Source organism: Stenotrophomonas sp. NRRL B-14846 (genome assembly GCF_050473585.1).
In the GTDB taxonomy this organism is placed as follows: domain Bacteria; phylum Pseudomonadota; class Gammaproteobacteria; order Xanthomonadales; family Xanthomonadaceae; genus Stenotrophomonas.
The window spans coordinates 1,800,630-1,821,958 of sequence record NZ_JBFLUN010000022.1 but is presented as its reverse complement, the minus strand read 5'-3'; the positions used below and the strand labels follow the sequence as shown (position 1 = coordinate 1,821,958).

The window sequence follows — 21,329 nt, the reverse complement described above, 5'->3', positions numbered from 1 at the left end:
GCTTTTGTTCGCGCGATCCTACAATCCCGGCGGACATCGCGCCTGCTGCTGCGCGCACGCCCGTTTCGTCCATTCCTTCAATACAGGTTGCAGGCCATCGTAGCGGCGCCCGTGCCAGCCATTGGCAAGTACATTCCCGTCGGCATCGATCAGCACCAGGTTCGGTGGTCCCAAACCGGCCAGGGCCTGCAGCGCAGGCATGCGCGCGGCGCGGCGCGGGTCCAGCACCGGCCACGGCATGTCCTGCGCGTGCATGTAACGGCGCAGTGCGGCCTCGCTCTCATCCAAGCTGACGTACACCACCTCGGTGTCGGCGCCGGCCTCGCGCAACGCGTCACGCACGCTGCGGAGGGTGGGCACGAAGGCATGGCAGGGCGCGCACCAGTCGGCGCCGAAGTACAACGCCACCAGTTTCGGCGGTGGTGACCACTGCATCGGCCGCAGCGAGCGCTGCTCGGGACGCATCAACGAGGCCGAGACCTGCGCGTGCAGGTCCGTGGCCATCGCCGGTAGCGCCAGCAGCAGCGCGCCGGCCAGCAACAGCGCTCGCAGTGCTTCAGAACGCATAGCGCAGGTTGACGTACCACGAGCGCGCGAAACGCGGCCCGTAGACATAGTCGCTGTCACGCAGCGCCCCCACTTCCAGGTCTTTCTGTCGCTGGTCGAAGACGTTCTTGACGCCTGCGGCCACCGACACTTCCTGCTGTGCCTGCGCGCCCAGATGCCGGTGCCAGCGCGCCCCGAGGTCGGTGACCAGGAACGAGCGCGTGCGGTGCAACTCGCCCAGCCGGTTGTTCAGCACCGACATCGGGCCCGTGTGGCGCAGCGCGACGAAGGTCTCCCACGGCTCGGCCGGCATCCAGCTGAGCTGGGCCAGGCCGGTCCAGCGTGGGGTCTTCAGGTAGTCGCGGCTTTCGATCACGGTGTCGCCACCGTCGCCGGTGTCGTCGAAGATGCGTTGCGGTTCGCGGAAGCGCGAGCGGTACCACGAGGCACCGGCGGTCAGGCGCCACTGCGGCGACGGCTGCCAGCCGAGGTTGGTTTCCGCGCCCAGCACATTGGAGCCGGAGGCGTTGTAGCGCAGCTGGCTCAGTTGTCCGTCATCACCGCGCTGGATCTCGCCCAGTGCGAAGGTGTCGCGGATACGGGCGTATGAGGCGGTGGCATCCCAGCTCCACACCGGATTGGCCGGGTCCGAACGCCAGTCGAAGCCGAACAGGGTGGTCAACGCGCGCTCTTCCTTCAGGCCGTCGATGTTGCGCACACGCACCTGTTCGCCACCCAGGGTATCGACATGCACGTCCTCGACGAAGATTTCCGGTGCACGGAAGCCAGTGGCAACGCCTGCCCGCCACTTCAGGTTCGGCGTGGCCTGCCAGGCCAGCGCGATGCGCGGCGAGAACACCGCGTTGTCCAGCTCCGAGCTCTTGTCCACGCGTGCGCCCAGCACCAGGTCGACGTTGTCGCGCAGGCTCCATTCGTCCTGGATGAAGGCGCCCAGGTTGTGGAAGGTCGCATCCTCCAGCACGGCGAGACGCTGCCCGTCACCGGTGCGGTTGTCGTCGCGCAGCGCCTCGTGCTTGTACTGCACGCCGAAGGCGAGCGCGTGCGCGCCCAGCCGCCAGTTCAACTGGCTGTCGATGTAGTGCAGCGGGTTGTGGGTGCGGCCGTACTGGCGCCACGAACGCGAAGCCGCGCTGCCGGCGACGTTGGGGTCCAGCTGCGACGGGTCATAGCCAGGGGCAGAGGGATCGGTGACCACGTCACCCAGACCGCCATAGAAGCTGTCACGGTCGATGTCGGCGAAGGCGTAGGCCAGGCGGAAGTCGACGTCGGCATTGATCTCCTGGTCCCACGACACGCTGCCGCGCCGGTACTTCGTATCCAGCGATTCGGCGATGTTGGCCAGGTATTCGGGCTGGTCCAGGCGGTTGCCGCCGCGGCGGGTTTCATCGGTCACCTGCAGGTCCAGGCGAAGCCGCGTGCCCGGCGTGGGCGCATACCAGGCCTGCAGCCCGCCGACCTTGAGGTTCTTGCGGGTGATCTCGGTGTAGCCGTCACCGTTGTAGTCGATGCCGCTGTTCCAGTTGCGCTGGGCAATCACCGACAGGCCGGCGTCTGCGTCCTTGGCCATCAGGTCCAGCCGCACGTCGGCGTTCTTCTGCGGTGTCCCCTTCAGGACATCCACGCCGGCCTGCACATGGCCACCGCTGCGCGCCGGCAGCGGCGGGATCAGGTTGATCACACCGGCAACCGCGCCCGGGCCGTACAGCGCCGAGCCGCCGCCCTTGACCACTTCGATGCGGTCGACGAACCCGGCCGGAATCTGTTCCAGGCCGTACACGCTGCCCAGCGTGGACAGCAGCGGGATGCCATCGAACAGCAACTGGTTGTAGGCACCGGGCAGGCCCAGCAGCTGCACTTCGCTGGTGTTGCAGTTCTGGCAGTTGCTCTCCACGCGCAGGCCGTTGATCAGCTCGGCGGCACGCGAGAAGTCGGTGGCCGCACGCAGTGCGATGTCTTCCTTGCGCAGCACTTCGGTGCGGATCGGCACGTCCGACAGCAGGCGTTCGCTGCGGGTGGCGGTGCTGACTTTCACCTGCACCCGATCCAGTTCGGTCGGTTTCGGGGTGGCTGCCACTGCGGGCAGTGGCAGGGTGAGGGCAATGGCGGCAGCCAGTGGCAGGCGGCGAAGGAGGGAAACGGGCATGAGGCGTCGTCCTTGGGGAGGGAGGGCGGCGAGGGCGACCTGGCTGGCGCATATGAAAGCAGTGGCTTATCAATATAGCAAGAGCTATATAACGAAGCCGCGGCAATTCGGTGAGGAGCACTCATCCAGGTGGATCATGCGTGTGTTATAACATTACATTAAGCGACCACAACCCTGCCGGTGGTCATGCACGGAGAATGGCGTTGCCGTGTGGCGCAGGGAGACGGGGTCAGAGCCCTTTCCTTTGGAGAGGGATCCGACCCGGGAAGCGGGTTGTCAGCCGCGGCGGAACGCGGCGGGGGTACGCGCGCCGACGATGATCATGCGGATCATCGTGGAGATCTGCTCGACCAGCTCCGGATCCTTCTCCGGCGGCAGGTCCATGGCGGTGGCGCCCATCGCGAACACCAGCCGGGTGATGGCCTTGGCCACCAGTTCCGGCGCATGCAGTACCGCGCCGTCCAATGCAGCCAGGCGCACCAGGTCGTGCTGCAGCTCTTCCTCGAAGTAGTGCAGCTCGCGTTCGACCGCGTGCTTGAAGTCGTCCGAGCCGACCGCGCCCTCGCGCAGCAGCACGTGCAGCAGCTTGTCGTCGGCGCGCAGCTGCTCCATGAAGGTCTCCACCGAGACCCGCACCACGCTGGTGGCGGTGGAGGTGGCACGCTGGCGGGCCTCGCCGATGATGGTGCGCAGCGAGCGGCCGGCCGCATCGATCAGCGCCACGGCCAGTTCGTCCATGTCGCGGAACTGCCGGTAGAAGCTGTTCGGCGCGATGCCGGCCTCACGTGCCACTTCGCGCAGGCTGAGCGTGGACAGGCTGCGGTGCGGCCCGATCAGTTTCAGGGCGGCGGCCAGCAGATCCTCGCGGCTCACCGTACGGCGGGCCGGGCTGTTGGCATCTTCGGGCGTCGACAAGGCGGTGGCAGCGGCCATGGGGGTTCCGGTGGGGCGAGGCTGAATCATACCCAATCCGGTTCAATATACACATGTATACACAGGTGTATGTGCGCCCGTATAGTTCGCCCATGAGCGCTGTCGTCCGTCCGTCCCTGTTCTCTCCTTACCGCTGGGTCTCGCCGTCGCTGTTCGATTTCTGGGCGGGCCAGCTCAATCCCCTGTGGACCCTGCGGGAGCCGGTGGCCCGCCTGGTCCGGCGCGAGCCGGCCGGCGAGGGCGCGGCAACCCTGGTCCTGCGCACCAACCGGCACTGGGCCGGCATGCGCGCTGGCCAGCACGTCACCCTGGGCGTGGAGATTGAAGGGCGCCTGTGGCAGCGCAGCTACAGCCCCACCGCACTTGGCCCGCGCGAGCTGGCGATCACCGTCAAGGCGGTCGACGGCGGCCGGGTCAGCCAGCACCTGGTCAACCATGCGCAGGCGGGCGAGCTGTTCCGCCTCGATGCCGCCTTCGGTGAATTCCATATGCCGGCCGCGGCGCCGGTGCTGCTGCTGGCGGCCGGCAGTGGCATCACGCCGATGCGTAGCCTGTTGCGCGAAGCCTGCCAACGCCCGCTGGCCGCCCCCGTGGATCTGTTCTACTGGGAGCGCAGCGCTGCCCACCTGCAGTTCCGTGATGAGCTGCAGGCATTGGCCGCCAGCCAGCCGAACCTGCGTGTGCACCTGCTGACCACCCGCGAAGGCGATGTACCCGCCGCACGCATCGATGCCCACGACCTGCAGGTGGCCGGCGATGACACCCCGCTGGCGCAGCGCCATGTACTGGCCTGTGGCCCGGATGGATTCGTTGCCGCCGCGCGCGAACGCCTGGCGAACCAGGTCGCCGGTTTCCAGGCAGAAGCGTTCACTCCGCCGGCACCGCTGCGTGACGCCAGCAGTGAAGGGCAGGTAGTGCTGACACTGGCGCGCAGTGGCCGCCAGCTGAGCGTGCCGCGTGGCAGCTCGTTGCTGGAAAGCCTGGAAGCGCATGGCATCAAGCCCAAGCATGGCTGCCGCATGGGCATCTGCAACACCTGCAGCTGTGACCGCGTCAGTGGCGCCACCCGCCACCTGCGCACTGGCGACCTGCAGTCCGAATCGGCACAGCCGGTGCGGATCTGCGTGAGCGCACCGACCACCGACCTGACCCTGGATCTCTGAGGACGCCTGCCATGACCCGCGCTACCGACCGTGCCCTGAGTACTGCCGAGATGCATGCCTTCGGTGAGGAACTCGACGCGATCCGCGACCGTGTGATCGGCAGCCTCGGCGCCTCCGATACCCGCTACATCCGTCGCGTGGCCGCTGCCGTGCGCTGGTTCGGCGTGGGGGGCCGTGGCCTGCTGTTCCTGGCGGCGTTCTCGCCGCTGTTCTGGATGCCGCTGCTGTGGCCGGCCGCGATCACCGGCACGCTGCTGCTGGCGCTGTCGAAGATCCTGGAGAACATGGAGCTGGGCCACAACGTCATGCACGGCCAGTTCGACTGGACCGGCGACCCCAAGCTCAACGGCAACACCTACGAGTGGGACATCGTTGCCACCGCCGACAACTGGCGCAAGACCCACAATTTCCGCCACCACACCTACACCAACGTGCGTGGCATGGACGATGACATCGGTTATGGCCTGCTGCGCATCTTCCCGGAGCAGCGCTGGAAGCCGTTCTACCTGCTGCAGCCGATCATCGCGCCGATCTTCGCGCTGCTGTTCCAGTGGGGCGTGGCCGCGCAGGACCTGCGCCTGGGCCGCTGGCTGAAGGGCCGCATGAGTGCCCGTGCGATGTGGCTGCAGACCCGCCCGGTGGCGCGCAAGATGCTGCGCCAGGTGCTGAAGGACTACGTGTTCTTCCCGCTGCTGGCCGGCCCGTTCTTCCTCACCGTGATGCTGGGCAACCTGGTGGCCAACGGCCTGCGCAACATCTGGACCTACGTGATCATCTTCTGCGGCCACTTCACCGCCGAATCGGAAACCTTCCCGAAGGAATGCCTGCGCAATGAATCGCGCGGCCACTGGTACCTGCGCCAGCTGCGCGGTTCGTCCAACATCAGCGGCGGCTTCCTGATCAACGTGCTTTCGGGCAACCTCAGCCACCAGATCGAGCACCACTTCTACCCGGACCTGCCGGCCAACCGCTACGCGGCCATCGCCAAGGAAGTGAAGGACATCTGCCGCCGTTACGGCCAGCACTACAACAACGGCTCGCTGCCGCGCCAGTTCGGCCAGGTGGTCTGGCGCATCCTGCGCCACGCATTCCCGAGCAAGCCGCGCCGCCTGCCGATGTCGGACATCATGTCCGCACCGGCATCGGCCAACGCGGGCTGATCGACTCAGCCCGCTTTCGCCAGGTCCGCCTGCTCGCGGTCCAGGCGCCGCAGGAACACCTGCATTTCCTTGCGTGCCTGCTGGTCGCCCTTGCTGCCGGCCACGCTCAGCCCGCGCTGCCATGCTTCGCGCGCGGCCTGCGGCTGGCCACTGGCCAGCCAGGCCTTGCCGAGCAGCTTCCACGCCGCTGAATACTGCGGATCAAGCACCACGCAACGGCCAAGATGGGTCGCCGCACGCACCGGGTTGCCGGCATCCAGCCAGCCTTTGCCCAGGCCGAAGCGCAGCAGCGCGCCGTCCTTGCCGGCGGCGAGCATGCATTCCAGAGCCTCGATGTTCATCCGCGCACCTCCACCAGCAGTTCGGCCGGTCCGGGCTGGAAACGGCCGCGATGGAACAGCAGCGGCGCACCGCCGTTCTCGTGTACCTCGATGATGCGACCGGCCAGCAGCAGGTGATCACCCACCGGCCACTGCGCGTGGCGGGTACAGGTGAGATGGGCCACCGCACCGGCGATGCGCGGTGGTGCGTCTTCGTCGTCGTCCAGCAGTGGCAGGTCGTCGAAGCGGTTGCGTACCTGCGGATCGGCGAAGCGCCGTGCCAGTGCTTCCTGGTCGGCCGCCAGCACGCTGATCGCAAAGCGGGTGGCGCGCTGTAAGGTGGACAGGCTCTGCGCGTGCAGCGCCAGGTTCCACAACACCAGCGGCGGCTGCAGCGACACCGGCACGAACGAGTTGATGGTCAGGCCGACCGGTTTTCCCTGCGCATCGCGTGCGCAGACGATGGCGACGCCGGTCGGGAAATGGCCGAGCAGCCGCCGCAATGCACGCGGCGGCATCTCGACCGACGGCACCGGGGCCGGAGCGGGGAAGACCCCCGCCCACGGCCCGGCGTACGGCAGTGTCTCGCCGCTCATGAGGCCCGGGCCTGGCGGTAGCGCCGGCCGACCTCGGCCCAGTTGATGATGTTGAAGAAGGCGCCGATGTAGTCCGGGCGACGGTTCTGGTAGTGCAGGTAGTAGGCGTGCTCCCAGACGTCCAGTGCGAGGATCGGGGTATTGCCGGACAGGCCGACGGCTGCACCCATCAGCGGGCTGTCCTGGTTGGCACTGCTTTCCACCTGCAGGCCGCCATCACGATCGCTGGTCAGCCAGGCCCAGCCACTGCCGAAACGGGTCTGCGCAGCCTTGGTGAAGGCGTCCTTGAAGGCGTCGAAACTGCCGAGGTCACGGTCAATGGCCGCGGCCAGCTCGTCATCGGGCGCGCCGCCGTCGGTGCTGAGCACGGTCCAGAACAGGCTGTGGTTGGCGTGGCCGCCGCCGTTGTTGCGGACCGCGCCGCGCTGCGCCTCGGGCACGGCATCGAGGTTGGCGATCAGCGCCTCGACCGGTTGTTCGGCGATGCCGGCCTGCTCGATGGCGGCATTGAGGTTGTTGACGTAGGTCTGGTGGTGCTTGCTGTGATGGATTTCCATCGTGCGTGCATCGAAATGCGGCTCGAGGGCGTCATAGGCGTAGGGGAGCGGGGGAAGCGAGTACGACATCGAAGCAATCTCCGTGGGGAAGGCCAGGGGGTTGGCCGTGCGGAGATCGTTATCGCACCTCAACATTGGTTTAGGTCAATAGATCAAGAGGTCAAGACGGAGGCATGGTAGTGCCGGCCGCTGGCCGGCATTCAGCGACGGTCGGGTTGCCGGCCAGCGGCCGGCACTACCAGAACCCGCTTTCCGAACCCTCACCGGCGCGCTGATGCGCTGCCCGCGCTCGCAGGAAACTGTCAGGAGGGGGCGGGGGCCGCTGGACAGGACCGTTGGCGCCAAGGATGGCGCCATCGAGCACCATGGAGGGGCTTTTGCGTGTCCTGGCCAGCGGCCCCCGCCCCCTCCCACACGGATCAACAAAAGCGCCGGCCGGCGAACCAGCCGCCAGCGCTTTCATCAACTCAACCACTCCTTGCACGCGCCATCCACCTGCTCGCCGCACGCCTGCTGCATTCGCTGCTGCAACCGCGCCAGCGTCTCCGCGCCCTGGTGCTTGCTGCTCCACGCCTTCAACTGCCCGGCCAGGCGCTCGAAGCGCTGGCGGGTGCGCTGGTGGTAGCCCGAAGGCTGTGCTTCCAGTTCGGCGATCAGCGAGGCGGTGGCCTGCTCGATGCGCGGCGCATCGTCCGGCGCCAGCCGCAGCAACCCTTCCACGTACAGCACGCCCCACTGCACGCGCGTCGCGGGGCCCTGCGCACCATCGTAGGCGCGCTTCAGCCACTCCAGCGCCCCGGCGGTGTCGCCACGCTGCTCGGCCAGTTCGGCCAGCTCGGGCATGTAGTAGTACGGCTGCTCGCTGCGCTTCAGTTCGGCCAGTAGCAGGGCCTCGGCACCGGCGTCGTCACCGACCTCGCGCAATGCGTACACCGCGCTGCTGATCGTGGCCTGGCGTGCATGCGCATCGGTGGCGGCGGCATCGGCCGCGGCCACGCGCTGCTTGACCCGGTCCACGAGTGCTGCCGGCAACGCGCCCTTCGGTTGTTGCTGGCGGGCCAGCGAGACTTCGGTCAACGCGCGCGACAACGCATCGTCGGCGCGGTCGCCGCGTTCGGCATCTGCCCGCTCCAGTGCAACCAGCAGCTGCTGCCCCAGCGTGTTGGACGTGGCCGGGCCCGCGCTGGCCCGCTTCACGAGCTTGGCGCCGGCATAGCCCAGCAGCTCGCGGTTGCGACGCACCTCTGCAGGTTGCGCCAGCACGGCCTGCAGCAGCTCGCGCACTTCGGTGGGCGAGGCATCGGGCTTTTCGGCTGTAGCCAGGGCCAGCAGCGCGAAACGGCGCTGCAGGGCGGCGTCGGGTGCGGCCTTGGACAGCTGGCGCAGCACGTCCTGGCTGTTGCGCTCGCCGGCCAGGCGGTTGGCGTCGACCTCCCAGCCGTAGTCGCCCAGCACCTGCCAGTCTTCGGCGGCCAGTCGGTCCGGCGTTGCCAACGCGGTGGCCAGGGTGGCAGCAACAGCACTGCGGCGGCCTGCGGCCACGGTCAGGGCCCGGGTCAGTTCGGCGGCGTCATTGCCACCGGCGACGCGGGTGATTTCGTTGCGTTGCGGGTCCAGCACGATCAGCGTCGGGTAGCCGCGTACGCCGAAGCGCTCGCCCCAGGCCTGCGCACCTTCCTCGTCGCCATCCAGGTAGACCGGCACGAACTTGCTGGTCAGCGCGATGAACGCCGGGTCCTTGAACAGGCCGGCCTTGAGCTGGTTGCACGGCGGGCACCAGACCGCGCCCCAGTACAGCAGCACCGGCTTGCCGCTGTCGGCGGCCTCGGCGAAGGCATCGTCGACGTCACCCTGGCGCCAGGCGATGGAGCTGGCCGGCGCGGGCGCCTCGGCGGAACTGGCGGTGGAAACCGGAGCCGGAGTGCAGGCGCTCAGCGCCGAAGCCAGCAGCAACACGGAAAGCGCGACGCGCATCGGCAGCATCTCGAAGGGCGGGGTGACAGGCCATTGTAGGAACGGCCGGCGCAGGTGCTGATTCAGTTTGCTTATATCGGACACGCTGCAGGGAATGTGGGCCGGAGGTCAATGTGGACCAGGGGCTGCCCCTGCCGAAGGCGGCGCCGCCCGCACCATCTGCTGGTACACCAGCCCGTTGAACTCGCCGACCTCGCCATCCAGCAGGAAGCCATAGCGCAGGTAGGTCGGCACCGCATTGAGCGAGGCACGCACGGTCAGCACCGGTTCGCGCACCTGCGGCAGCACCGCCTCGAACAGCGCATGGCCGATGCCCTGGCCCTGGCAGGCGGGATCGACGAACAGCATCGCCAGGTGCCGGCCCTCCTTCAGTTCGACCACGCCGACCACGCGTGCATCCTGCTCGGCCACCAGGATGTGGTTGTCACCCTGCAGGCGCGCAGCGAACGCATCGGCTGCAGCGACACTGCCGAAGGTGGCGATGCCGGCCGCGCCGAGCGACGGCGCCACTGCCTCGTTGAACGCGGCCAGGCACACCGCACTGATCGCAGGCAGGTCATCGGCATGAGCGGGGCGGATCTTCGGCATGCAGCGTTCTTCCTGTGGTGTGTGGCGTGTCATTGTCGCCGGGTACCTGCACGCTAAGCTGGTGGCATGAGTGAATTCAATCCCGCCTACACCTCGTTGTTTCCGCAACAGGGACTGAGCCTGGGCCTGATGACGCCCGTTGCGGCGCATGGGCTGGCCGATCCGCGCGAGGCGCGGCGCATCGCACGGCTGGCCGACGATCTTGGCTTCGCTGCGTTGTGGACGCGCGACGTGCCGCTGATGGTCCCGCAGGGACCAGACGCAACAGCGAGTGCGCTGGACGATCCGTTCCTGTGGCTGGGCATGCTGGCGGCCGCGACCGGGCGCATCGTGGTCGGCAGCGCAGCCATCGTGCTGCCGTTGCGCCAGCCGCTGCAGGTGGCGAAGTCGGCACTGAGCCTGGACCGGATCAGTGGCGGGCGCTTCGTGCTGGGCCTGGGTTCGGGTGACCGCCCGGAGGAGTTCGCCGCGTTCGGCGAGGACCTGGAGGGCAGGGCGGCGACCTTCCGTGATCGTTGGTCGTTGCTGCGCGCGGCGCTGTCCCCCGATACGAACGAACGGGCGACCGTGCTGCAGGCGACCGGTGGCTTCGATGTGCTGCCCGCGCCGGCCACGCGCATCCCGATGCTGGTGGTGGGCACGGCACGGCAGAGCCTGCAGTGGATCGCGCGCGAAGGCGAGGGCTGGGCCACCTATCACCGCGAGGAAGCTGCGCAGGAGGGGCGGATCGGCCTGTGGCAGCAGGCGCTGGTGCAGCGTGGTGGGCCAGGCAAGCCGTTCGTGCAGTCGATGCTGCTGGACCTGCAGGCCGATCCGCAGGCGCCGGCCGAGCCGCTGCCGCTGGGCCTGAAGGTCGGCCGCGATGGCCTGCGTGACTACCTGCTGCGCGTGCATGCGCAGGGCGTGGCGCATGTGATGTTCAATCTGGTCGACAACGGGCGGCCGATGGATGAAGTGCTGCGCGAGATCGGTGAGCAGGTTCTGCCGGTGGTATCCGCGCACCGACTGTAGAGTCGAGCCATGCTCGACTGCTTCTGTGCGATATGCCGAATCAACGGCAGTCGAGCATGGCTCGACTCTACAGAGAGCGTGCATCTGCGTATCATTCGCATTGGATATCCAGATGCCGGAGCCCCGCGTGACCCAACGTTCCCCCATGCACCCGACCGGACGGCTGTTCGCGGCGGTCGCTTTCATCGAGGCCGTGACCTGGGCCGGCCTGCTCATCGGCATGTGGATGAAGTACGGCCCGATGGCCAACGTGGCACTGGTCAAGCTGTTCGGGCCCCTGCACGGCGTGGCCTTCCTGGTCTACGTGGCGGTCACCCTGTTCGCGGCGGTGCGCCTGCGTTGGCCGTGGTGGGCGAGTGCGCTGGCGCTGCTGGCGGCCATTCCGCCGCTGGTGACGCTGCCGCTGGAATGGTGGTTCAAGCGCCGTGGCCTGTTGGGCCTGCGCGCAGCGCGCTGAAGTCGCTGTTGCGTGCCCGTTCAAGAGAATGGGTATCAAATGCAAATACGAGCCGTTATCATTTGAGGGTGGCGTCCGGTCCTGAACAGGGCCGGCGCCAGGCAGGGCGCAGGTGCGCCCGGCGATCCCTCCCCGTTACGGCTGGTGTTCCATGCACGCACGTCCCGTCGTTCCCGGCTTGCCGGCGCTGGTGTTGGCCGCCCTGATCGGCACCATGGCGATGATGTCCTTCGTCGCCGTGATCGGCCCGGTGGTCCGCCTGCTCGGTCTGTCCGAGTGGCACGCCGGACTGTCGGTGACCGCTGCCGGCGTGCTTTGGATGCTGGCGGCCCGTCCGTGGGGCCAGCTCAGCGACCGCATCGGCCGCAAGCGCGTGCTGATGCTGGCGATGAGCGCGTACACCGTGGTCTACATCGCGCTGGCGGTGTTCATCGACGTCGCCCTGCAGACGGTGCCGCCGGTACTGGTATCGGTGCTGGTGCTGGTCGGTGCGCGTGGCCTGATCGGCCTGTTCTACGCAGCGGTGCCGCCTACCGCTGCCGCGCTGATTGCCGACAAGGCGCCGACCGGGCAGCGCGCCCGCTTCCTCGCCCGTCTGGGCAGTGCCAACGCGCTGGGCATGGTGCTCGGTCCGGCCGCTGCCGGCTGGCTGGCCTATACCAATCTTTCGCTGGCGCTGTATGTGGCCGCGTTGCTGCCGTTGCTGGCACTGGCATTGCTGGCTTGGCGGCTGCCAGCGACGCCGCCGGTGGTGGGGGCTTCCGCGCAGCGCCGCGCGCCGATGAGCCGTCTCGACCCACGCCTGCGCCTGCCGCAGCTGGCGGCGTTCATCGCAATGGTCTCGGTGACCATCGCGCAGGTGACGGTGGGCTTTTTCGCGATTGATCGCCTTGGCCTGGATGCGGCCGCCGGTGCACGCATGGCCGGCATCGCGCTGACCGCGGTCGGTGTCGGCCTGATCCTGGCGCAGGCGCTGGTGATGAAGCTGGACGTGCATCCTCGCCGCTGGATCATCCTCGGCGCCGTGATTTCCGGCATCGGCTTTGCCTCGGTGGCGGGCGTGCAGCAGGCCTGGCAGTTGCCGGCGGCGTACGCGCTGGCCGCATTCGGCATGGGCTTCGTGTTCCCCTCGTTCCAGGCGCTGGCCGCCGACGCGGTGGAAGCGCACGAGCAGGGTGCCGCCGCTGGCACCGTTGCGGCCGCGCAGGGACTGGGCATGGTGGCCGGCCCGATGCTCGGCACGCTGTTGTATCGCGGCGGGCCCAGCCTGCCATATCTGCTGGTCGGCGCACTGTTGCTGTTGCTGTGCGCGCTGGCCGCAGCGCATCGGATGAAGGAGACCCCATGAACGATTCCCTGATGCAGGGTGCGTGGCCGGAGGCTGCGCCGGCCGCGCTGGAAAACACCGACGATGCGTCGCTGTTCCTGCTGCAGCATGCCGGCCAGCACGTGCACGCACGTGGTTGCCGGGCCGCGCTGCCGAGTGGCGCCCTGGCGACCCTGGCTGAGCGGGTTGCGGCGTTCTTTGCCCAGCAGCGTGGCGGCCCGGGGCTGCTGGTCGGTGCGGTGCCGTTCGAGCCGCGTGCCGACGATGCGTTGTACCAGCCCGAGCGCCTGTTGCCGGCCCTGCCGTTGCAGCCGCAGGCGGCACCGGCGCTGCAGGGCGCGCTGCAGGCGGAGCCCGCAGCGCAGGACTATGCCGCTGCGGTTGCCGCGGCAGTGAAGGCGTTGCGCGCGCCCGACCAGGACCTGCACAAGGTGGTGCTGGCGCGCAGCCTGTTGGCACGCACCCGCATGGCGTTGTCTCCGGAGGTGCTGCTGGCGCGGTTGGGCGCGGATCCCTCGGTGGCCACCTATGCGGTGCCGCTGCCGGTCGAACTGGGGCAGGCCCCGGCCTGGCTGGTCGGCGCTACACCGGAACTGCTGCTGCGCAAGCGCGGCGCGGAGCTGTTGTCGCATCCGCTGGCCGGGTCCGCACGCCGCAGTGCCGATGCCGCCGAGGACGAGCGTGCAGCGCAGGCATTGCTGGCTTCAACCAAGGACCATGACGAGCACCGCCATGTGGTCGAAGCCATCGTCGAGGGCCTGGCACCGTATTGCAGCCACGTCGATGCGCAGCCGCGCCCGGCACTGCATGCCACCGCCAGCATGTGGCATCTGGGCACCCGCATCCATGCCACCCTGAAGGATCCGCAGAGATCGGCGGCCGAGCTGTTGGCGCAGCTGCATCCCACCCCGGCGGTCTGCGGTACGCCGCGGTTGGCGGCATTGCAGCGCATCCGCGAACTGGAGCCGGTGCCGCGTGGCTTCTATGCCGGCGCGGTCGGCTGGCTGGATGCGCAAGGGGATGGCGACTGGTACGTGGCGATCCGCTGCGCACGCCTGCAGGGTACGCAGCTGCGCCTGTACGCCGGCGCCGGCATCGTCGCTGAGTCGCAGCCCGAGGCCGAGGTGGCCGAGACCGCAGCGAAGTTCGCTGCCTTGTTGAACGCGCTGGGTGTCCATGAATCCGCGCCCGCCATCGAGCCTGCTGCATGAACACGCCTACCGTTTCTTCCCGCCTGCCACTGCAGCAGGTGTGGCCTGATGACCTGATGGCGCGCTATCGCGAGGCGGGCCACTGGCGCGGCGAGACCTTCCCTGCGTTCCTGCGCGAGCGTGCGGAATGCTACGCGGATGACATCGCGGTGGTCGCTGGCGATGTGCGCCTGAGCTATGCGCAGCTGTGGCACGAAGCCGGTCGCATCGGTGCCGGCCTGCTGGCGCTCGGCCTGCAGCCCGGTGAGCGGGTGCTGGTACAGCTGGGCAACACCGCCGGATTCATCACCACCATCTGCGGGCTGTTCCGCGCCGGCCTGGTGCCGGTGTACGCGCTGCCTGCACACCGCATCACCGAGCTGGTGCATTTCGCCAACAAGGCCGAAGCCAGTGCCTACATCACTACCGACCTGCACGATGGCTTTGATCATCGCGGGCTGGCGCGGGCGCTGCAGGCCGAGGTGCCGGCACTGCGCCAGGTGGTCATCGATGGCGATGCGGCGGAGTTCACCGCGCTGGAGGCGCTGCAGGGAGACCGCAGCCAGCTGCCGGCCGACCCGGATCCGCAGTCGGTGGCGTTCCTGCAGATTTCCGGCGGCAGCACCGGGTTGTCCAAGCTGATTCCGCGCACCCACGACGACTACATCTATTCGTTCCGTGCCAGCAATGACCTCTGCGGCATCGACCGCGACAGCGTCTACCTGGTCGCGCTGCCGGCCGCGCACAATTTTCCGATGAGCTCGCCCGGTTTCTTCGGCGCGCTGTATGCCGGTGCCCGCGTGGTGCTCAGCCCGGGCCCGGGACCGGATGCGGCCTTCCCGCTGATCGCCCGCGAACGGGTGACCTGCTGCGGGCTGGTGCCGCCGCTGGCGTTGCTGTGGGCACAGGCCGCGGCTACGAGCAAGCACGACCTGTCCAGCCTGCAGGTACTGCAGGTAGGTGGCGCCAAACTGGTGCCGGAAGCCGCACGGCGGGTGATCGATGGCCTTGGCTGCACGCTGCAGCAGGTGTTCGGCATGGCCGAAGGCCTGGTCAACTACACGCGCCTGGATGATCCGGAGGAACTGATCGTGGCCTGCCAGGGCCGGCCGATCAGCCCGGATGACGAAGTGCGCGTGGTCGATGACCATGACCAGCCGGTGGCCGAAGGCGAGGTGGGACATCTGCTCACCCGTGGCCCGTACACCATCCGTGGCTACCACAACGATGCGGTGGCCAATGCGCGCTCGTTCACCGACGACGGCTTCTATCGCACCGGCGACCGCGTGCAGCAGCTGCCCGGTGGCTACCTGGTGGTGCAGGGCCGTGCCGGTGACCACATCAACCGGGCCGGTGAGAAGATTTCCGCCGAGGAGATCGAAGACCATCTGCTGGCGCACCCCGGCGTGTTCGACGCCGCCGTGGTCTCCATTCCCGACGAGTATCTGGGCGAGCGCAGCTGCGCCTTCGTGATCCAGCAGGGCGAGCCGCTCAAAGCGCCGGCCCTGAAGTCCTGGATGCGCGGTCGCGGCCTGGCCGCCTTCAAGGTGCCGGACCAGGTCGTGTTCGTCGACAGTTTCGATACCACTGCGGTCGGCAAGATCAGCCGCCGCGAACTGCGCGCGCAGCTGCGCGCGCGTCATCTGCAACAGACAGGAGGAACGCGCTGATGGCGCTGCCCCGTATCACCGATTACCCCTTGCCGACCGCCGCCGAACTGCCGCAGGCCCGTGGCCCGTGGCGCCCGCAGCGCGATCGAATTGCGCTGCTGGTGCATGACATGCAGCGCTACTTCCTGGCCGCATTCGACGCCGGCAGTGCGCCGCTGCGGCCGGCGGTGGACAATATCGTGCGCCTGCTGGCGCATTGCCGCGCGCACGGCATTCCGGTGTTCTACACCGCCCAGCATGGCGACCAGGATCGCCGTGACCGTGGCCTGCAGGCCGACCTGTGGGGGCCGGGCATGCGCCGCAGCGCCGACCATGAACCGATCATCGAGGCGCTGGCACCGCAGCCGGGTGAGCACGTGCTGGTGAAGCACCGCTACAGCGCGTTCCAGCGCAGCAACCTGGAGACGCTGATGCGGGTACGTGGGCGCGACCAGCTGCTGGTGACCGGCGTGTACGCCCATATCGGCTGCACCGCGACCGTGGTGGAGGCGTTCCAGCGTGATATCGAGGCCTTCATTGCCGCCGATGCGGTGGCGGACTTCTCGCGTGCCGATCACGATCAGGCGCTGCATTGGATCGCGCGCACCAGCGGGGTGCCGATGACCACCGACCAGCTGCTGGAGGTGCTGTGATGGTTGCCACGGCTGATGTGCTGGATCTGGAGCGGATGCGTGCCGATGTGGCGCGGGTGCTGGAGTGCACCCCGGCCGAGATCGGTGACGACGACAACCTGATCGACCTGGATCTGGACTCGATGCGCATGCTCGGCCTGGTCCTGGCCTGGGGTAACACTGGGTTGCCGCTGGAGTTCTCGCAGCTGGCCGAGCACACCACGCTGCGCCAGTGGTGGGGTGTGGTGCAGACGCTGCAGGCCGCGCAGAACGCATGAACGCCGCCGCGCTGGCCACGCCGGTGGCACTGACCGAGGCCCAGGCTGGACTGTGGTTCGCACAGCGGCTGGCACCGGACAATCCGTCGTTCAATACCGCACATGCGGTGTGGATCGACGGTCCGCTGGATGTGGCCGCGTTCGTCGCCGCGGCGGACCAGGCTGCGGATGAGGCCCAGGCCTTGGCACTGCGCTTTGCCGAGGGGGCCGACGGCCAGCCGCTGCAGTGGCATGACCCGGCGCATGTGCCGCGGCTTTCGGTGCGTGATGTTTCTGCCGAGGCGGATCCCGCCGCTGCGGCCCGCAGCCTGATGCAGGCCGACCGCCTCAGCGCGGTCGATCCGACCCGCGACCGGATCAGCCAGCAGGTGTTGTTCGATCTGGGCGGACAGCGCTGGGTCTGGTACCTGCGCGTGCATCATCTGGCGGCCGACGGGTATGGCATGGCGCTCTTCGCTGATCGGGTGTGCGCGTTGCATGCCGGCCGCATGAGTGAGCCATTGCCAGGACTGTCCGGTGTGCTCGCGGATGATGCCGCCTACCGTGCCGATCCGCGCCGTACGCAGGCCGGCCACTGGTGGCGCGAGTACATGCAGGGCGCACCGGCAGGCGTAGGCCTGGCGGGTACCGTGGCGGCCAGCGACGATGCGCTGCGCTGGGTGCAGCCGCTGGATGCGGGGTTCCGGGAGCAGCTGCTGCAGGCCTCGGTGCGCTGGTTGCAGCCGTGGCCGGATGTACTGGCCGCGCTCGCCGCCGAGTATCTGCGACGGATGAGCGCTGCCGATGAAGTGGTGCTGGGCGTGCCTTACATGGGGCGGCTTGGCAACGCGTCCGCCCGTGTGCCTGCAATGGTGATGAACGTGCTGCCGCTGCGGGTGGCGGCCGGCGAGTGCAGTGTCGAGGCGTTTACCCGGGCATTGGGCCGGCAACTCAGCCAGGGCCGCAAGCACGGTCGTTATCGTGGCGAGCAGTTGCGCCGTGACCTGGGCCTGGTGGGCGCGCAGCAACGGCTGCATGGTCCGCTGGTGAATGTGCAGCCGTTCTACAAGCCGCTTGCGCTGACCGGCGTGCAGGCAACGCTGGAGGTGCTGTGTACCGGGCCGGTGGATGACCTGACGCTGGGCTTCCGTGGCGACGGCCAGCACCTGCTGGATCTGGAGATCGAGGGCAACCCTGCGCTCTACAGTCGCGAGGATGTGCAGGCGCACGCAGCGCGGCTGCTGCATTTCGTGTCGGCGGCGCTGGAGGCTGAAGACATCGCGGCGGTGCCGCTGGCCACCGGCGAAGAAACGCAGCAGGTAGTGCACGGTTTCAATGCCACCGTGCATGCACTGCCGCAGACCACGCTGGTTGAGCTGCTGCAACAGGGCATGGACCGCGATCCACACGCACCCGCGCTGGTGTTCGGCGATGCTGCGTTGGACTACGCAACGCTGGAAGCACGTAGCTTCGCACTGGCCGCGCAGCTGCGCGCGATGGGCGTCGGCCCGGGCAGTGTGGTGGCAGTGGCATTGCCGCGCTCGCTGGAACTGGTGATCGCGCTGGTGGCGGTGCTGCGCGCGGGCGCCGCCTACCTGCCGCTGGATCTGGCGCATCCTGACGAACGCCTTGCCCGCATCCTGGCCTCGGCGCAACCGTCCTGCGTGCTGGCAGCGGCGGACGTGCAGCCGCGACTGGCCGGGGTGCCGGTGCTTGCCCCTGAGCAATGGACCGCGTTGAGTTTCGCAGCGCCGTGGGCCGATCCGGCGCCCAGCGATGCAGCCTATGTGATCTATACCTCCGGTTCGACCGGCGAGCCGAAGGGCGTGGTCATCGAGCACCGTGCCATCGTCAATCGCCTGTTGTGGATGCGCGAGCACTACGGTGTGCGCGCAGATGACCGCGTGCTGCAGAAGACGCCAGCCACCTTCGATGTCTCGGTCTGGGAATTCTTCCTGCCGCTGCTGTGCGGGTCTACGCTGGTGATCGCCGCGCCGGATGCGCATCGTGATCCGACCGAGCTGGCGCGGCTGATCCGCGATCATGGCATCACCACGGCGCACTTCGTGCCCTCGATGCTGGATGCCTTCCTCGCCGCGCCGGCTTCCGAAGGCCTGCAGCTGCGCCGCGTATTCACCAGTGGCGAGGCGCTGGACGCTTCACTGCGCGACCGCTTCCATGCGCGCGTGCGCGCCGAACTGCACAACCTGTACGGCCCGACCGAAGCCGCGGTGGACGTCAGCTACTGGCCGGCTTCGGCCCAGGACCATTCGCGGCCGGTGCCGATCGGGTTCCCGGTGTGGAATACCCGCTTGTATGTGCTGGACGCGCGGATGCAGCCGGTGCCGGTCGGTGTGGCCGGCGACCTGTACCTGGGCGGCGTGCAGCTGGCGCGTGGCTACCTCGGCCGCGATGATCTGACCGCCGAGCGCTTCCGGGCCGATCCCTTCCTGCCGGGCGAGCGGATCTACCGCACCGGCGACGTGGCGCGCTGGCGCCCCGATGGTGCGGTCGAATACCTCGGCCGCAGCGACCACCAGGTGAAACTGCGCGGCCTGCGCATCGAGCTGGGCGAGATCGAGGCGGCACTGCGCGAGCTGCCGGGCATGGAGCGCGTGGAAGTGCTGCTGCGCCAGGACACGCCGGGCGATGCGCGGCTGGTGGCCTATGTGCCAGCGGCGCTTGCCGATGCCGTGATGCTGCGCAGCCACCTGGCCACCCGCGTGCCGGACTACATGGTGCCCTCGGCATTTGTTGGTGTGGATCGCTGGCCGGTGACCGCGAACGGCAAGCTCGACCGCAACGCCTTGCCGAAGCCGCCGCAGAACGAGATTGCCGGACTGGCGCCGCGCACGCCGCTGGAGCAGGAGCTGGCCGTGCTGTTCGCCCAGGCGCTGGGCCGCGATGCGCCCGTGGCTGTGGATGCGGACTTCTTCAGCCTCGGCGGCGACTCGCTGTCCGCGGTGCACCTGCTGCTCGCGATCGAGCAGCGCTGGCGCTGCGACCTTGGCCTGGGCGCTTTGTTCGCGCAGCCGACCGTGGCCGCGTTGGCGACGCGCATTGCCGAGCCGCCGGCGCTGGCCGACCACGCGTTGGGGCCGGTGATCTCGTTGGCTGCCACTGATGCTGATGGGCCCACTCCGCTGTTCGTGCTGCACCCGGCCGGTGGCATCGCCTGGAACTACCGCAGCCTGGCGCGCGCGCTGCAGCCGGCACGACCGGTGTACGGCCTGCAGTCGCCCGCGCTGGATCCGAAGCAGCCGTTGCCGTCCAGCATCGAAGCCATGGCCAATGACTATGTGCAGCGCGTGGTTGCGCTGCAGCCGAAGGGACCGGTACATCTGCTGGGCTGGTCGGTGGGCGGCATCCTCGCCCAGGCGATGGCGGTGCGCCTGCATGAAATCGGGCGTGAAGTCGGTGAACTGGTGCTGCTGGACGCCTACCCCAGCGAATGCTGGCGGGCCGAACCGGAACCCGATGCCATCGCCGCATTGCGCGCACTGCTGGCGATTGCCGGCCATGACCCGGACGCGCATCCGGAGCTGGACAGCCGCGAACGCATTCTCGGCTTCCTGCGTCGCGGTGGTAGTGCGCTCGGCAGCCTGCCGGACGTGGTGCTCGATGGCGTGGTGCGCGCAGTGACTGGCACCAACCGGCTGATCCGCGAACACATCCACCGTCCGTTCGACGGCACGCTGGTGCACGTCCGCGCTGGCCGGGACCATCAGGCGCGGCCACAGTTGCAGTCGGCACTGTGGCGCGCGCACGCACGCAAGGTGCAGGCGCTGGAACTGCCGTTCCTGCATGCCGAGCTGACCGGGCGCGATGCGGTGGCGCAGCTGGCGCCGTGGCTGTCGGCGCGCCTGCGCCACTGGGATGAGCAACAGGAGATCGCAACATGCAGTTGACCGGCTTTGAAGGTCGCGTGGCACTGGTGACCGGCGCCGCCGGCGGCATCGGCGAGGCACTGGTACGGCTGTTGGCCGAGGCCGGCTGCACGGTGGTGGCAACCGACCGCGAGGCGCCCGTGATAATGGATGCACGTGTGCAGGCGTTTGCGCTCGACGTGACCGACAGCGTGGCAGTGGATGCACTGGTGGATCGTGTAGAAGCCAGCATTGGGCCAATTTGCCTTGCCGCCAGCGTGGCGGGCGTCCTGCATGTGGGAGCTGTTACGGAGACCACCGAAGGCGATTGGCGCCGGGTGTTCGCGGTCAATGCCGACGGTGTGTTCCATGTTGGCCGTGCGCTGGCGCGGGTGATGTCACCGCGAGGCCAGGGCGCGATCGTCACCGTCAGTTCGAATGCCGCCGGCGTGCCGCGGCACGGCATGGCCGCCTATGCCGCGTCCAAGGCCGCCGCCACGATGTTCACCCGCTGCCTCGGGCTGGAGCTGGCGCCGCTGGGTATCCGCTGCAACATCGTCGCCCCGGGCTCAACGCTGACCCCGATGCAGACCGCCATGTGGCAGGACGAGCATGGCGCAGAGCGGGTGATCGCCGGGAGCCTGGAGACGTACAAGGCCGGCATCCCGCTGCGCAAGCTGGCCACCCCGGAAGACATTGCCCATTCGGTGATGTTCCTGCTCTCCGAGCAGGCTGGGCACGTGGCGATGAGCGACCTGTACGTGGACGGCGGCGCCACCCTGCGCGGTTGAGTCCTGTCGATACCGGCTGGCAATCCATGGTCCCGGTAGGGCCGGCCGCTGGCCGGCAATCCAATTTCCCTGGTAGTGCCGGCCGCTGGCCGGCAACCTCATTCAACTTCAGACAACTCCGAACACCCCTCGAGGCATGGCCTGACGT

At 68.5% G+C, this 21,329-nt stretch carries 19 protein-coding genes; 11 read left to right on the top strand and 8 right to left on the bottom strand.

Annotation, left to right across the window (positions count from 1 at the left end):
- Positions 1–18: 18 nt before the first annotated feature.
- The 3 genes from AB1281_RS10650 to fabR all read right to left on the bottom strand — a co-directional run bounded on the left by AB1281_RS10650 (position 19) and on the right by fabR (position 3,643).
- A complete protein-coding gene (locus AB1281_RS10650) occupies positions 19–567 on the bottom strand; it encodes a thioredoxin-like domain-containing protein (RefSeq protein WP_430345863.1) in 549 nt (182 codons plus the stop codon).
- Positions 557–2,710: a TonB-dependent receptor plug domain-containing protein gene (locus tag AB1281_RS10645; protein WP_430345862.1), complete on the bottom strand. Its 2,154-nt coding sequence runs from the start codon at positions 2,708–2,710 to the stop codon at positions 557–559. Before AB1281_RS10645 ends, AB1281_RS10650 begins: the two co-directional genes overlap by 11 nt.
- A gap of 276 nt (positions 2,711–2,986) precedes the next feature.
- Positions 2,987–3,643, bottom strand: a complete 657-nt coding sequence (gene fabR / locus AB1281_RS10640) for an HTH-type transcriptional repressor FabR (protein WP_005409961.1) — start codon at positions 3,641–3,643, stop codon at positions 2,987–2,989.
- Between the two features lie 92 nt (positions 3,644–3,735).
- On the opposite strand from fabR, the gene AB1281_RS10635 reads away from it, so the two are divergent.
- Positions 3,736–4,806 (top strand): ferredoxin reductase, encoded by a 1,071-nt coding sequence (locus AB1281_RS10635; protein ID WP_430345861.1) that lies wholly within the window; start codon positions 3,736–3,738, stop codon positions 4,804–4,806.
- A gap of 11 nt (positions 4,807–4,817) precedes the next feature.
- Positions 4,818–5,966, top strand: coding sequence for a fatty acid desaturase family protein (locus AB1281_RS10630; RefSeq protein WP_075677930.1), 1,149 nt, complete (start codon positions 4,818–4,820; stop codon positions 5,964–5,966).
- 5 nt (positions 5,967–5,971) lie between these two features.
- On the opposite strand, the gene AB1281_RS10625 is transcribed toward AB1281_RS10630, so the two are convergent.
- The 5 genes from AB1281_RS10625 to AB1281_RS10605 form a co-directional block, all read right to left on the bottom strand.
- Positions 5,972–6,307, bottom strand: coding sequence for a tetratricopeptide repeat protein (locus AB1281_RS10625; RefSeq protein ID WP_005409958.1), 336 nt, complete (start codon positions 6,305–6,307; stop codon positions 5,972–5,974).
- Positions 6,304–6,882, bottom strand: a complete 579-nt coding sequence (locus tag AB1281_RS10620) for a flavin reductase family protein (protein ID WP_430345860.1) — start codon at positions 6,880–6,882, stop codon at positions 6,304–6,306. The genes AB1281_RS10625 and AB1281_RS10620 overlap by 4 nt, the downstream gene beginning before the upstream one ends.
- The gene (locus AB1281_RS10615) at positions 6,879–7,508 is read right to left on the bottom strand and encodes a superoxide dismutase (protein WP_075677934.1); all 630 of its coding nucleotides are present in this window, start codon (positions 7,506–7,508) and stop codon (positions 6,879–6,881) included. Before AB1281_RS10615 ends, AB1281_RS10620 begins: the two co-directional genes overlap by 4 nt.
- Before the next feature lie 393 nt (positions 7,509–7,901).
- Positions 7,902–9,422, bottom strand: coding sequence for a thioredoxin family protein (locus AB1281_RS10610; RefSeq protein WP_430345859.1), 1,521 nt, complete (start codon positions 9,420–9,422; stop codon positions 7,902–7,904).
- A 99-nt stretch (positions 9,423–9,521) separates the two neighbouring features.
- The gene (locus AB1281_RS10605) at positions 9,522–10,001 is read right to left on the bottom strand and encodes a GNAT family N-acetyltransferase (protein WP_430345858.1); all 480 of its coding nucleotides are present in this window, start codon (positions 9,999–10,001) and stop codon (positions 9,522–9,524) included.
- Positions 10,002–10,067: 66 nt separating this feature from the next.
- On the opposite strand from AB1281_RS10605, the gene AB1281_RS10600 reads away from it, so the two are divergent.
- The 9 genes from AB1281_RS10600 to AB1281_RS10560 all read left to right on the top strand — a co-directional run bounded on the left by AB1281_RS10600 (position 10,068) and on the right by AB1281_RS10560 (position 21,181).
- Positions 10,068–11,012 (top strand): TIGR03571 family LLM class oxidoreductase, encoded by a 945-nt coding sequence (locus AB1281_RS10600; protein WP_430345857.1) that lies wholly within the window; start codon positions 10,068–10,070, stop codon positions 11,010–11,012.
- Between the two features lie 145 nt (positions 11,013–11,157).
- The gene (locus AB1281_RS10595) at positions 11,158–11,469 is read left to right on the top strand and encodes a DUF3817 domain-containing protein (RefSeq protein ID WP_164117287.1); all 312 of its coding nucleotides are present in this window, start codon (positions 11,158–11,160) and stop codon (positions 11,467–11,469) included.
- A gap of 151 nt (positions 11,470–11,620) precedes the next feature.
- On the top strand, positions 11,621–12,817 hold the full coding sequence (locus AB1281_RS10590; RefSeq protein ID WP_164117250.1) for an MFS transporter: 1,197 nt from the start codon (positions 11,621–11,623) through the stop codon (positions 12,815–12,817).
- Positions 12,814–14,007: an isochorismate synthase gene (locus AB1281_RS10585; protein WP_430345856.1), complete on the top strand. Its 1,194-nt coding sequence runs from the start codon at positions 12,814–12,816 to the stop codon at positions 14,005–14,007. The genes AB1281_RS10590 and AB1281_RS10585 overlap by 4 nt, the downstream gene beginning before the upstream one ends.
- Positions 14,004–15,656: a (2,3-dihydroxybenzoyl)adenylate synthase gene (locus AB1281_RS10580; protein WP_430345855.1), complete on the top strand. Its 1,653-nt coding sequence runs from the start codon at positions 14,004–14,006 to the stop codon at positions 15,654–15,656. Before AB1281_RS10585 ends, AB1281_RS10580 begins: the two co-directional genes overlap by 4 nt.
- Complete coding sequence (locus AB1281_RS10575) at positions 15,656–16,288, top strand: isochorismatase family protein (protein WP_075677950.1); 633 nt, start codon at positions 15,656–15,658, stop codon at positions 16,286–16,288. The genes AB1281_RS10580 and AB1281_RS10575 overlap by 1 nt, the downstream gene beginning before the upstream one ends.
- Positions 16,288–16,545, top strand: coding sequence for a phosphopantetheine-binding protein (locus AB1281_RS10570; protein ID WP_101765620.1), 258 nt, complete (start codon positions 16,288–16,290; stop codon positions 16,543–16,545). The genes AB1281_RS10575 and AB1281_RS10570 overlap by 1 nt, the downstream gene beginning before the upstream one ends.
- Positions 16,542–20,432 carry an enterobactin synthase subunit F gene (locus AB1281_RS10565; protein ID WP_430345854.1) on the top strand — a complete coding sequence of 1,297 codons (3,891 nt, stop codon included), beginning with the start codon at positions 16,542–16,544 and terminating at the stop codon, positions 20,430–20,432. Before AB1281_RS10570 ends, AB1281_RS10565 begins: the two co-directional genes overlap by 4 nt.
- Entirely contained in the window at positions 20,423–21,181 is a 759-nt protein-coding gene (locus tag AB1281_RS10560) for a 2,3-dihydro-2,3-dihydroxybenzoate dehydrogenase (protein ID WP_430345853.1), read from the top strand. The genes AB1281_RS10565 and AB1281_RS10560 overlap by 10 nt, the downstream gene beginning before the upstream one ends.
- Positions 21,182–21,329 lie beyond the last annotated feature (148 nt).